General features: G+C 65.7%; 13 protein-coding genes. 9 read left to right on the top strand and 4 right to left on the bottom strand.

From position 1 onward, the window contains the following. Positions 1-164 precede the first annotated feature (164 nt). The gene (locus tag OKW45_RS27750) at positions 165-371 is read left to right on the top strand and encodes a hypothetical protein (protein WP_429472291.1); all 207 of its coding nucleotides are present in this window, start codon (positions 165-167) and stop codon (positions 369-371) included. 37 nt (positions 372-408) lie between these two features. Here OKW45_RS27750 and OKW45_RS27755 read toward each other — a convergent pair whose 3' ends face one another. Continuing rightward, positions 409-834: a TOBE domain-containing protein gene (locus tag OKW45_RS27755; RefSeq protein WP_429472293.1), complete on the bottom strand. Its 426-nt coding sequence runs from the start codon at positions 832-834 to the stop codon at positions 409-411. Positions 835-991: 157 nt separating this feature from the next. Here OKW45_RS27755 and OKW45_RS27760 point away from each other — a divergent pair, with 157 nt between their 5' ends. The 5 genes from OKW45_RS27760 (at position 992) to OKW45_RS27780 (ending at position 6,450) form a co-directional block, all read left to right on the top strand. After that, positions 992-2,554 carry an SH3 domain-containing protein gene (locus OKW45_RS27760; RefSeq protein ID WP_429472295.1) on the top strand — a complete coding sequence of 521 codons (1,563 nt, stop codon included), beginning with the start codon at positions 992-994 and terminating at the stop codon, positions 2,552-2,554. A gap of 143 nt (positions 2,555-2,697) precedes the next feature. After that, the gene (locus OKW45_RS27765; RefSeq protein WP_429472297.1) at positions 2,698-3,183 is read left to right on the top strand and encodes a VOC family protein; all 486 of its coding nucleotides are present in this window, start codon (positions 2,698-2,700) and stop codon (positions 3,181-3,183) included. A gap of 67 nt (positions 3,184-3,250) precedes the next feature. Further along, entirely contained in the window at positions 3,251-3,724 is a 474-nt protein-coding gene (locus OKW45_RS27770; RefSeq protein ID WP_429472299.1) for a VOC family protein, read from the top strand. A gap of 84 nt (positions 3,725-3,808) precedes the next feature. Then, positions 3,809-5,029 (top strand): MFS transporter, encoded by a 1,221-nt coding sequence (locus OKW45_RS27775; protein WP_429472301.1) that lies wholly within the window; start codon positions 3,809-3,811, stop codon positions 5,027-5,029. Positions 5,030-5,592: 563 nt separating this feature from the next. After that, on the top strand, positions 5,593-6,450 hold the full coding sequence (locus tag OKW45_RS27780; RefSeq protein WP_429472303.1) for a FecR family protein: 858 nt from the start codon (positions 5,593-5,595) through the stop codon (positions 6,448-6,450). 3 nt (positions 6,451-6,453) lie between these two features. On the opposite strand, the gene OKW45_RS27785 is transcribed toward OKW45_RS27780, so the two are convergent. Then, positions 6,454-7,386, bottom strand: coding sequence for a recombination-associated protein RdgC (locus OKW45_RS27785; protein WP_429472305.1), 933 nt, complete (start codon positions 7,384-7,386; stop codon positions 6,454-6,456). A 295-nt stretch (positions 7,387-7,681) separates the two neighbouring features. Between OKW45_RS27785 and OKW45_RS27790 the strand changes: the two genes are divergently transcribed. Further along, positions 7,682-8,008 (top strand): hypothetical protein, encoded by a 327-nt coding sequence (locus OKW45_RS27790; RefSeq protein ID WP_018419916.1) that lies wholly within the window; start codon positions 7,682-7,684, stop codon positions 8,006-8,008. 42 nt (positions 8,009-8,050) lie between these two features. On the opposite strand, the gene OKW45_RS27795 is transcribed toward OKW45_RS27790, so the two are convergent. Beyond that, entirely contained in the window at positions 8,051-8,896 is an 846-nt protein-coding gene (locus OKW45_RS27795) for a glycosyltransferase family 2 protein (RefSeq protein WP_429472307.1), read from the bottom strand. 291 nt (positions 8,897-9,187) lie between these two features. Between OKW45_RS27795 and OKW45_RS27800 the strand changes: the two genes are divergently transcribed. Then, positions 9,188-10,477, top strand: a complete 1,290-nt coding sequence (locus OKW45_RS27800) for an O-antigen ligase family protein (RefSeq protein ID WP_429472309.1) — start codon at positions 9,188-9,190, stop codon at positions 10,475-10,477. A 57-nt stretch (positions 10,478-10,534) separates the two neighbouring features. Here OKW45_RS27800 and OKW45_RS27805 read toward each other — a convergent pair whose 3' ends face one another. Then, positions 10,535-11,641, bottom strand: a complete 1,107-nt coding sequence (locus OKW45_RS27805; RefSeq protein WP_429472311.1) for a glycosyltransferase family 4 protein — start codon at positions 11,639-11,641, stop codon at positions 10,535-10,537. Positions 11,642-11,822: 181 nt separating this feature from the next. Here OKW45_RS27805 and OKW45_RS27810 point away from each other — a divergent pair, with 181 nt between their 5' ends. Next, complete coding sequence (locus OKW45_RS27810) at positions 11,823-12,839, top strand: glycosyltransferase family 2 protein (protein ID WP_429472313.1); 1,017 nt, start codon at positions 11,823-11,825, stop codon at positions 12,837-12,839. Positions 12,840-12,843: the final 4 nt, after the last annotated feature.

Genomic DNA, 12,843 nt, shown 5'->3' on the forward strand with positions numbered 1-12,843 from the left:
GGGGTGAAGTGTAAAGCAAGCGCAAACCCCGCGCGCGGGTGTCGAACGCTGTGACACGCGCCGCGCGTCTACGCTCGCCGTCCCCGTCGGTTCTCGACTCTCCCTCCTTGGTTTTCTCCCTTCCGGCAGTCAGCACAATGACAGGCCACTAGCTTTTTTCGAATATGGCTCTCACGCTGACCGTCTCGGCAAGCGTGTGCGCGGCACAAACACCACACGCTACGATTAATGATTTCATCGGCAATTGGGCCGTGATCGATGTAGTTGACTACGCCGATATTTCCGGTGGCATCCCCGAAGCAAAACGGATTCTCGGCATGACGATGACAATTACGCCGCAATGCATCGTTCGCGCCCTACGCGATAAGTGAGAACTCGTTGAGTACCCGTCCCAGAGGCCCGGGCCTTTTACTGATCGACCCCAATAATCACGCTCGACGCCTTGAAAACCGCCGTCGCCGCCTTGCCGCTCGCGAGGCCGAGGCGCTCGACACTGTCGTTCGTGATGATCGCCGCGATCTGCGTACTGCCGGCACTGATCGTCACTTCCGAATTGACGGCGCCCTTCGTCACCGCCGCGACGGTCCCTTCGATGCAGTTGCGCGCCGACACCTGCTGCCTCGCGACATCGACCATTACGATCACCGACGATGCCTTCACGAGCGCAAACGCCTGCTTGCCGGTTGCCAGTCCGAGCGACTTCGCGCTGCCGTGCGTGATGATCGCGACGACCTCGAGACCGTCCGGCGTGCGCAGCGTGACTTCGTCGTTGACGGCACCGTGCTTGACGCCGGTGACTTCGCCGCTGAACTGATTGCGTGCGCTGGTTTGCATGGCGGACTCCCTGGCGATTGTCGCGCGTGGCGACGCGCGGTGGACGGATAAAGCGAGTGTAGTCGAAGCCGCGCGCGCCGCCGCCAAACATCCGATGTGCCGTGCGCATCGCCGACACCGTATCATCGTGGCCGTGCACCTCATACGCCGAATCTTTATGCCCGTCGCCGTTCTCTCCCGCCGTGCCTGCCGCGCCGTCGTGCTGTGCGTCGCCGTCACGACGCTCGCCGCGTGCAGCGCGCCAACGCCGCCGCGCAGCACGCACGCGTTCGTCGACAACGTCACGCTGTTTTCGCTCGCCCATTACGACCAGAACGTCGATCACTGGCTCGATCCGAACAGCCCCGACTACGATCGGCCGTTTCTCAGCGCCGCCGAGCAGCGCGCACATTTCGACGCGCTGTTCGCGCGCTACTTCGGCACGGGCGAGAACGCGCCGTCGCCGTGGAATCCCGCGTGGGTGACGACACGCGTGTTTCGCGAGCAGGGCGAGGACATTGCCGCACTGCAACAGCGCCGCATCGACAGGTTCGACAACACCGGCAAGCGTGGCGGCGTGATCGGTTACGGCGAAAACTTCCGGCCGCACAACAAGGCGTGGATCGACGCGATCGCGCGCAACATCAACGTCGCGCAGTTCACGCAAACACCGGTCTATCAGCCCGAGCGGCGCGCGATCGCGACCGGCAACCTGATGGTGCGCGAGTTGCCTACCACCGATCCATCGTTCTACGACCATCGCCTGGCCGGCGAGGGCTACCCGTTCGACAACCTGCAGATCTCGGCGGTGCGACCCGGCACGCCGCTCTATGTGCTCGGCAGCAGCGTCGACGGCGCGTGGCATTACGTGCAGACGCCTGACGTGCAGGGCTGGGTGCGCAGCGACGGCGTCGCGTTCGCCGACGATGGTTTCATCGATCAATGGCGCGCGGCGGCCGGGAAGTCGCTAGGGACGGTGATCGTCGCGTCGGCGGCGGTCAACGACAGCCACGGCGTGTTCCGCTTCGCTGCCCCGGCCGGGACGATGCTGCCGCTGGCGGCGGGTGCCTCGGCATCGCCAGCCGCGACCAGCACCAATGCAGGCACACTCCAGCTCCTCGTTCCCGCGCGCGACGTCGACGGCCACGCGCTGATCCGCTCCGCGTCGCTCGACGCCACGCAGATCACGCCGATGCCGCTCGCCGCGACGCCGCGCCATCTCGCGATGCTGTTGAAGGCGCTGATCGGCCGGCCGTACGGCTGGGGCAACAGCGGGCTCTACAACGACTGTTCGTCGGAACTGCAAAGCATCTTCGCCGCGTTCGGCGTGTGGCTGCCGCGCCATTCGTCGACGCAGATGAGCGCCGGTCGCATGGTCGATCTGTCGGAGTCGACACCCGCCGAACGACTCGACTATCTGGCGCGGCATGGCGTGCCGCTGCGCACGCTGATCTACATCGGCGGCCACGTGATGCTGTACCTCGGCAACACGACGCGCGACGGCGCCACGGTCCCAGTCGTCTATCAGGACGTCTGGGGCCTGCGCCCTGCCGACAACAGCCGGCGCGCGGTCATCGGCGGCTCGGTGATCCTGCCGCTCGACGAGCGCATCCCCGAGGACGCGACGCTGCAGTCGCTCGCCGCGACGCCCATGTTCCAGATCAGCATCCTCGGCGCGCCGGCGGGCAGCACGGCGCCGTCGTCCGCGCCGCCGGCGGACGAGGACAATCCGGCGGGATAAATGCCGGGCCGCTCTCCCCCGCGCCTGAAAATATTTTTTTCGGAGTGTCGATCCGACGGTGACCAACTCGTCGTAACGTTGAAGATCCAGCTCACGCAGCCGGTCTTTCCCCTGAGGAACCGTTACTTCAAGGAGTCACCATCATGTCCAGCGCCGCAGCCAAACCGATCCCGGACGGGATGCACTCGCTCACGCCGTACCTGATCTGCAAGAACGCCGCCGAAGCGATCGCGTTCTACACGAAAGCTTTCAACGCCGTCGAACAGATCCGTCTGCCGGGCCCCGACGGCAAGGTGATGCACGCGACCCTGAAAATCGGGGACTCCATGCTGATGCTGACCGACGAATGGCCCGAGCACCAAACCTTCGGCCCGAACACGCTGAAGGGCACGCCGGTCACGATTCACCACTACGTACCAGACGTCGACGCGAGTTTCAAACAGGCGGTCGAGGCGGGCGCGACCGTCACGATGCCCGTCACCGATATGTTCTGGGGCGACCGCTACGGCCAGGTCAAGGACCCGTTCGGCCACAGCTGGTCGCTCGCGACGCACAAGCGCGACCTGAGCGCCGAGGAAATCCAGCAGGCGATGGCCACGATGGAGTGTTCGTCCCAAGAGAAGAAGTGAGCGGCCGATGGGCGTCGGGCAATCGCACGCCCACGCCCACCGACACCAGTCCCGAAGGAGCAACGTCATGCAGAAAATCGCGCCGTGCCTGTGGTTCGACGGCAACGCGGAAGAAGCCGCGGAGTTCTACACGTCGGTGTTTTCGGCGTCGCGCATCGCTACCACGCTGCACGCCACGGACGCAGGCCCAGGACCAGCGGGCAAGGTCGTCGCCGTCACCTTCGAAATCGAAGGCCAGGAGTTCATGGCGCTGAACGGTGGCCCGCAATATAAATTCACGCCGGCCATCTCGCTGTTCGTGCACTGCGACTCGCAGGAGGAAATCGATCGCTACTGGTCGAAGCTGCTCGACGGCGGCGAGCCGTGGGCCTGCGGCTGGCTGCGGGACCGCTTCGGCGTGTCGTGGCAGATCGCGCCCAACGTGCTGCTGCAGATGCTGCGCGACCCGGATCGCGCAAAGGCAAGCCGTGTGATGGCGCAGATGATGAAGATGGTCAAGCTCGATATCGCCCCGCTCGAGCAGGCGTATCGCGGCGAATAGGACGGCGGCCAGCGGGCGCCCCGCCTCGCCCGCGCGATCTTTTGATAGGATCGGTCTCGACCCCAACACGGCGAGACAACCACGGTGCGCGTCAACCATCAGGCCTTCTTCTGCTCGCTGTTCATCGCGCGTCTCGCCGATCAGATCCTGCTCTTCCTGGTGCCGCTCGTGGTGTTTCAAACGACGCGCCAGGTCTCGTGGTCGGGGCTCGCGTTTTTCATCGAAACGCTGCCGCGCTACCTCGTGTTCCCGTTCTTCGGCGCGCTCTGCGACCGCTTTCCACCGCTGCGGCTGATGCGGCTGAGCCAGGCGGTGCGTGCGCTCGCATGCTTCGGCGGTATCGCCGCGTATGCGCTGTTCGGCGGCATCGGCTGGCTGATCGCGCTGTCGGCCGCGTGCGGCGTGCTGACGAGCCAAGGGCTCGTTGCGCGCGAGGTGATGCTGCCGCAGATCTTCAGCACGCAGCAGATCCAGAAGGTCCTCGCGTATTCGCAACTGGCCGATCAGCTCGGCTTCGTGCTTGGGCCGATGCTCGCCGCGTTGCTGCTCGGTGTGTGGCATTGGGAATGGGTGGTCGGAGCGACCGGCGTGCTGTTTCTGTGCGCCGACGCCGCGCTGTTCGTCTGGCAGCGACTGAGCGGTTTTCGCGCGCCTTCGCCTCTGTCCGCTCAATCGCTCGCGCCCACCGCTCACTGGACCACGCCGCTGCGCATCGCGCTCGATCACGTGTGGACGCTGCCGGGCCTGAAGAAGGTCATCATGCTCGCGGCCGCGGAGAACCTCGTCATCGGTGTCACGCTTGCGACGTCGGCGGCGATGGTGACGGGTTCGCATGCGCAATCGAGCCGCTACTACGCCGGTCTGCAAACGGCCGGAGCGATCGCCACGGTGCTGGTGCTGCTGACGGTTGCGCGCGCCGGATGGCCGGCGCGCGTGCTCGGTCTCGTCGCGTTCGTGACGATCTGCGCGGGCGGCGTGATCGCAGGCGCGAGCGCGTCGCCGTGGGGCTATGCGCTCGGCTTCCTGCTGATCGTCGGCTTCGACAAGATGTTCAACGTCTACATCCGCAGCGCGCGTTTGCAGATCATTCCGCCCGAGGACTACGGCAAGACCATCGGCGTCGCGATTCTGCTGAACAACCTGACGCAGCCGCTCGCCGGCCTGCTCGTCGGCGTGTTCTCGGCGCGCACCCAAACCGGCCCACTGATCGTCGCGCTGTCGCTGACGATGGGCGGCATCGGCGCGGCGGTATCGATCGGCTCGGCGCTGCTGCGCCGCAAGCGCGCGTGGGCGCTCGAAGACTAACGGCGCTTCGACGCGCGACGACACGCTCGAAGTTACCCACAGTTTTTGTTGGCAAATCTGTGCATAACTTCCCGGAAAAATCCGCAAGCCTTTGATACGGCTGTCGTTTTTTCGTCTGCATCGAAGGTGCGGCAGCGCACGGAGTTTTGCTGGGGTTCATGAGTGGCCGGCTGCGCGCAGACCGTCGTCAGTGCCGCGCGCATGCGAAGAGTTTCATCAGATTTACACGCCCGTCAGCTAAACCCGGCATGCTGTAATTCGTGACAAAAAGGCCGCGTTTATTGCGGCGCAATTAGTCGCATTTCTGGTTAAGAATTCACGAAAAGAAACAATCCACACATAGCCTAAATTTTTTGTATCGATGACAATGGGTCTGCATGCTCCGACGCAGCCGGGGCCCACGCTTCCGCTCAGAATAAGGTTTGAGTCAATTCGATGTGAACTCGATCCGAATATGCGCCGCAAATCATTATTAACAGATAGAAATTGTCAGATCTTGATTTGTTAAATTCAATTTAAATCACACTTGTCAAATGCGTTCGGAGTACCGCATCTTTAACCAAATGCTTCGGCGAGCGCAGCAATTGCGGCGCGAAATCGGCGCCGTGCCCGCGGACGTCGGCCCCGCGCTACGCGAAGACGCGGAAGCTGCCGGCGTGTCGCAGGGACGGCGGCGCGCGCTGAAAACGCTCTTGGGGCTTGCGGTCGCCGCGCCCGCGGGCTGGCTCGCGAGCCGCTTGCCGTGGCAGATGTGGACCGCCGAATTCCGCACCGCGACTGGCCAACTGGACGACGTGCTTCTGGCAGACGGCACTCAGATCACGCTGGGCAGCGCGAGCGCGATCAACGCCGCGTTCGAGACGAACGTTCGGCGCGTCGATCTGCTCGGAGGGGAAATCATGGTGCGGCCCGTGAGCGATGTTGGCGGCGCACCGGGCGCCCGAACGACTCATGCGCCTTTGCTCGTGCAGACGGCCGAAGGCGTCGTCGAAGCGCGCGGCGCGCAGTTCAGCGTGAGGCAACGGGATGGTTTCACACGCGTGGCCGCGTTTCGCGGCGACGCGTTGGTGAGGCCAGCATCAGGCGCGGCGCTGTTGCTGACGCAAGGCCAACGGTGCACGCTGACACGCTTCTGCGTCGCGGCGCCGCAAGCGCTCGACCCGCGCGAGGCGATGTGGACGCGTGGCCTGCTCTACGCGAACGACATGCGTATCGCGGATCTCGTCGACGAACTCGCGCGCTATCACGCCGGCGTATTGCGCTATGCCGACGACGTCGCCGATCTGCGTGTGTCGGGCATCTATCAGCTCACCGATACCGACGCGACGCTCGCGCTGCTGCAGCGGACCCACCCGATCCGCTTGCGCTCGATCACGCCTTACTGGACCCTCGTCGAAGCGCTCGACAGCGCGAGAATCTGACGCTCAGGCCGCGACGGCCTGCGGCAACGCGAACCCTTGCTCGCCCTGCTCGCCGCCCAGCGCATCGAGCAGATCGCGCAGCATGCGGTCGAGCTCGGCCGTCATCAGCGCGACGTCGGAATCGAAGCGCTCGTCGTCGTTCTGCGCGGTCGGGTCGCTCGCTTCCTTGAGCACGTCGAGCGCCGCGACGCGCTTGATCGTCAGCGACGGCGTCAGCACGAACGACACGCGATCGTTCCACGTCATCGCAAGCCGCATGCATTGCTTGCCCGCCTCGATGTGGCGGCGCATGTCTTCGGCGTCCAGCGTATGCCCGACATAGCGCACCGTCGCGTTGCCCTCGGTGGGCGAACGCAGCTCGGTGTCCTGATCGAGCGTGAAACCCGCCGGCGCGTCGCCGTCGAGCAGCCAGCCGGTCATCGCCGCGACCGGCGACTGCGCGACGCGCACCGTCATCAGCGGCAACCGGTCGATCGACTTGACGAGCAGACCGCGCACATCGTCGGCGATCGCCTGCGACGCCGCGTCGATCACGAGCCAGCCATTCGTGCAATCGATCCACACGCGCGTATCGCGGCGGATGCTGAACGCGCGCGGCCGCAGCTCGTCGGTGACCTGCTCCTTCAGGTCACGCATCTGCTTGCGGCCCGGCTTGAAGCCCTGCTGCTCCTCGAGTTCGGCCGCGCGCTCGCGCGTGATCTGGGTGACCACCGACGCGGGCAGCAGCTTCTTCTCGGCACGGAACGTCAGCAGCATCTGACCGTTCATTGCGTAGACGAGCGAGTCGCCGTCGCGCGGCGGCGCCCAGCCTTGGGCCTGCATCTCGATGCTCTGGCCGGGCGCGAACGCGTACGGCGCGAGCCACTTCTGCATCTGTTCAGGGTTAACGGACCACGGCGCGGGCAGACGGTGCAGCTGAAGGTTTTTGAACCACATGAGCGAAGTCGGATTTAGCCAAAGCGCAGCATTTTATCCGACGAGAACCAGCCGGGGCGTTCTGGCGGACGCAATCCCGCAGACCGCCTATTTTCAAAAATAAACCGTAAATCCTTCCAACTGCAGGCCGATTATCAAATCTCGCCGATGTCAGCCGAATGCGCTTCATCAACTTACTTCCCAAGAGCGCCTCCATAGTCGAAGCCGTCATGGTTTGGCGGTAGCCGGCCGGCCGCGCGTTTTGGCTCCAAATCACCTAGACTTTTGGACAGGACAGACCCAGACGGAGGCGGTCATGGCCGACCAAACCGCAAGCTGGCAGACAGTGCAATACGAGGGCTTCGAGATACACGTCTCACCGGTCGAGAAGGACCCGCCCGACCCGGCGCATGCTGCCAATGCGGCCGCGCAAAACAGCCGCTACACGTATCTAGGCTATGTGTGCCATCCGGGCGCCAACCCCCAGCTTCCCGGCCATGCGGTGCCGTTTCACGCGGACGGCGAGGAGAGCTTCGCGAGCCTCGACGACGCGCTCTACGAAGCGGTGCACGTGGGACGTAGCATCATCGACGGCACGCATCCGGATCTGACGGTGCTGCCGCTCGTGACGGGCGGCGTTTGACACACGCAGCGCGTCAAGCACCCGTTTTCGGCTCGCCGCCCGTCAGCCCAGCGCGCGCTTGATGCGCGACTTAAGCAGCGCACGGCACAGCCGGCCGGTGCGCTCGGGCTCGCTGACCGCGAGCGCGCCGTCGATGGCGGTGCCGCGGCGCAGGTAATAGCGGTCGAAGGTCGCCTGAGTCATCCCCCACTTGTTGAGGAACTGGCGACGCCCGTCGTTCTTCACGATCTTGCCGGTGCTCTTCTGCTGGAAGTGGTAGACGAGACTGTCGCCGACGCCGACGAACACGCGGCAGCCCGCGTCCCACAGCTTCATCGAGAAATCGTTGTCGCTGCTCATGCCGGGGCTCAGTTCGCTGCTGTAGCCGCCCACCTTGAACCACCAGTCCCGATGCACGAGCGTCGGCGGCCACGTCGCACCGCGCCAGTCGGCGCGCACGAGACCGGGCGCGGCGGCGACCAGCTCGTCGGCGTGAAACGCCTGCGCATCGCGGCCGAAGTCGCGCACGACCACGCACGGATTGCCCGACTCGACCGGCTCGATCATCGTGCCCGACAACATGAACAGGTTGTCGGCCGGCATCTGCGCGAGACGCTTGACGAGCGCGTCGTCCCAGCCGGGGCAGCAGTACATGTCGTCGTTCATGTAGACGATGTAGTCCTGCGTCGCGCGCGCCGCCGCGAGATTGACCGCGTGGCAGATGCCGATATTGCCGGGCGACGCCGTGTGCTCGATGCCCTCGTCGCGCACCCACGCGAGCGTGCCGTCCGAACCGTCGTTCACGTGCACGATGAGCTGGTGCGGATGCGTCGAATGACGGCGCAGGCTTTTGATCACGAGGCGCAGATAAGGCAGGTTGTTCCAGGTCGGGATGATGATTGAGAACATCGAGTCGGTCCGTTGAGCTGGGCGCGTGGCGCGGCATGCGCCGCGCGCCGGCCATGAATGTCGCGCGATTGTACCGCCCCCTCCCGCTCGCACGACAGACGCCGCCCGCCGCCGCCCCGCTGCGTCCCGCGGGCCAGCGCAACCTCACCGCGTGCGGCAGCAAGCATTTCGCAAGGAAGCGCATGGTTATAATCCGGGTCGCTCCACCGTCTTGAAAAACTCAAATGGTCCGGCGCCCCCTGCATTTTTCACCACCGGAACGGTAGTGTTTCATCGATAACACGTAGATCTATGATTTTTGCTTCCAGTCTGATCTGGCTCACGTCGGCTCTGCTGTTTCTCGCGCCCGCGGTCAATCTGGTGTGGCGCGGCGGCACCGGCTACTGCTTTTTCGCGCTCGTCGCGCTCGCGCTCGGCGCGGCCATCGTCAACCGGCGCATGCCGGGATATTTCTCCGCGTTGCGGACCTACCGCTGGTTCACGATCGGCATGCTTGCGTTCGTCGTCGGGATCGGCGCGCAGCAGTTGGTGCTCGGCTACTGGCTGCCACGCGAATTCGACTCGGTCGCGCGCTTCATGCTCGCGCTGCTGGTGTTCCTGCTGCTGCGCCAATTGCCGTCGCGCAACCTGCGCATGATCGGCTGGGGCTGCGCGGCCGGCGCGCTCGCGGTCGGCGCATGGGCGTTCATCGATCAGCCGCCCGGCGGCTGGACCGACGCGAACCGCCTGAACAACTCATACACGAACGCGATTCCGTTCGGCGATACCGCGCTGCTGCTCGCGTTCCTGTCGGTGTTCACGCTCGGCTGGGACAATCCGCGCGACTGGCGCGTGCTCGTGCCGCGCGTGCTCGCGCTGGTGTCGGGCGGCTATGCGTCGTTTCTGTCTGGCACGCGCGGCGGCTGGGTCGCGGTGCCGGTATTCGTCGTGCTGCTCGGCATGCAGTACCGCTGGTTCACCCAGAAGAAGCGCCTGCTGATCGCGACGCTCGTCATCGTGATCGGTGCGGGCGGGCTGCTGTCGACCGAACGGGTTCAGAAGCGCTTCGCCGAAGTGCCGAACGATGTCTCGATGATGCATAAGGGCGAGGACTTCACGGCCACCGGTCTGCGCCTGCAACTGTGGAACGCGTCACGGATGATCTTCGAGCGGCATCCGGTGTGGGGCATCGGCAAGGGCCATCTGGTCGACGAGCTCGGCGTGATGGCGAAGCGCGGCGAAGTGAAGGCCGAGATCGTCAACGAACGCGCGCATAGCGACTTCTTTTCGACACTCGCCGAGATGGGCGCGGTCGGCGTGATCTGTCTGCTGCTGTTCTACTACGGCATGACGGTGTACTTCTGGCGACACCGGCACGCGACCGATCCGACGATTCGCGCCGCGTCGTATTCGGGTCTCGCGGTCGCGACGAGCACGGTGATCTTCGGGCTCACGATCGACGTGCTGGTGCCGATCATGGTGACGGTACTGCTCGCGCTGCTGGTGGCGACGCTGCTGGCGGTGATCGATGCACGCAAGCGCGAGTTGCGAAGCGAAGCGCGGACCACGCCGGCGCCAGCCGCGGTCATGCGCGAGACGTAGCCGCGCGATTCATTTTGACTTGAGGACAAGCGGCGACCCGAGCGCGGAGCGCCACCCTCATCCTCGCGTGAATACCTCGTAAAGCGCCGCGACGTGCGCGTCGACGCTCGGGTCGTACACGAAGCTGTCGCGCGGCGTCGCGATGCGCGCGGCGCCGCTCTTCACGCGCCCGACCGCCTGCTCGATCGCGCTCTCGAAACTGCCCGCGGTCTGCCGCGAGAACTCGATCTTCGCTGCGCCGGTCACCGTCTCCGCCGAGCCGACGTTATCGGCGATCACGAGCGGCGTGCCGCACATCACCGACTCCACGCCGACGAGCCCGAACGGCTCGTACGCCGACGCGACGACCGTGAAATCGGCGGCCGCGAACAGTTTCTCGATCTCCTTGCTGTAACCCGCGTAACGAATTGTGTCGCCGGTTTTCGGCACCGGGCGTCCCGCGACCACGAGGCAGACCGGCAGCGTGGTGCGCGAGAAAAACGCTTCGAGCAGCGGATAGCCCTTGCGCTCGTGACTCGTCGACGAGAACACGAACATCACGCGATCGTCGGGCACGCCGAGCTGGCGGCGCACCGCCGCGCGCGCGGCGGCGTCGAGCGGCCGGAAGCGTTCGGTATCGACGGGCGGATAGAGCACGTCGATGCGCGCGGCCGGCACGTCATAAAAACGCTGCAACTCGCGGCTCATCAATTGCGAATGCGCGACGATCGAGCACGCCCGCGTGTAGACGCGCCGCTCGAGCTCGATCTGCCATTCGTCGCTGCGGCGCGGCGCGCGGCCCGCGGCTTCGAGCGAACCCGGATGCGTGCCACCGCACAACGCGACGTCGGCATGCGTCGAGTGATTGATCGAGAACACGCACGCCGGACGATGCCGCTTCAAGCGCTGCTTCAGACGCCAGTCGAACGCGAGGTTGCGCAGCTTGCGCGGCGCCCAGCGCACGTCGAGCGGCTGCGCATCGATCCACGCGGCCTCGGGCAGCGCGCGGTCGATCTCGCGCGCGAACAGCGTCGGGCGCAAACCCATGCGATGCAGGCCGGCGATCACGTCGCGCGTGTAGCGCTCGGCGCCACCGCTGTTCTTCAGCGCCTGAGCGGTCAGCGCGATGTCGGTGAGGGGACGGCGGTTCGGGTCGAGGGCTGCGTCGCGGGTTGGCTCTGACAAGGATCGGTCTCGGTGAGGCGCACGCGCGGGCGAGGCCGTGGGTGCGGAGTTTCGGGGCAGCGGCAATTGTAAAGGATGGCTTTCGCCGGCTTCGGCTCGGGGTGCCCGGGTTTGCGGCGTGCGTCGCGCGGCGCGGCCGTCAGCGGTTAGAATCTAGGCCAATCGCCTTCGTCCCGACTCCATGACCGATAGCCCGCCGTCCGCCGCAACCGCCGACACCGCCCGCCCGCTCGTCTCGATGCTGCTGATCGCCTACAACCAGGCAGAGCAGATCGGCGACGCCGTGCGCAGCGCGCTCGCGCAAACCTACGAGTCGCTCGAAATCATCGTCTCCGACGACGCGTCCAGCGACGCCACCTACCCCGCGATCGAAGCGGCGCTCGCCGGCTACGCGGGCCCGCATCGCGTGATCGCACGGCGCAATGCCGTGAACCAGGGCATCAGCGCGCACCTGTCGCAACTCGCGCAGCTCGCGCACGGCGAACTGCTGTTCGTCGCCGCCGGCGACGACATGTCGGCGCCCGAGCGCTGCGAGCGCGTCGTCGATTGCTGGCTCGCGCACGGGCGCCGCCCCGACCTGATCGCCACCGACCTCGCCGACATGGACGAAGCGGGTCACGTGCACGAGCGCGTGAGCCCGACCGAGCTCGATCGCTATCGCAGCTTCGACGACTGGCTCGTCGAACGTCCGTGGCTGATCGGCGCCGCGCATACGTGGTCGCGACGCCTGATCGAGCGCTTCGGGCCGATGCTGCCGGGCGCCGCGGCCGAGGATCAGATCATGGTGCTGCGCGCGATCCTGTCGGGCGGCGCGATCAGTCTGCGCGAGCCGCTGGTGCGCTATCGGCGCGGCGGACTTTCGCGCAAGCGCCGCTTCCAGTCGGTCGACGAACTGATCGCGCGGATGCGGCAAAACAATCGCTACGGACTCGCGGAGCTCGCGCAACTGCAGCGCGACGCTCAGATCGCCGGTGTGGGCGAACGCATGCGCGCGGCGATGGCGCCGAAGCTCGCGCGCGAGCAGTTCATCCACGCGATGTTCGAAGCGGGCAGCCTCGGCGAACGCCTCGGGCTCGCGACGCGCAGCGCCGGCGTGAAGCTCGGGCTGCGGATTCGGATGTTCCTGTATGCGAGTTGCCCGATGGTCTACGCGCCGGGCATGTGGATCAAGCGGGTCGTGCGGGGCAGAAAGGCCTGAAGAC

The sequence above is a fragment of the Paraburkholderia lebeckiae genome, assembly GCF_050436225.1.
In the GTDB taxonomy this organism is placed as follows: domain Bacteria; phylum Pseudomonadota; class Gammaproteobacteria; order Burkholderiales; family Burkholderiaceae; genus Paraburkholderia; species Paraburkholderia tuberum.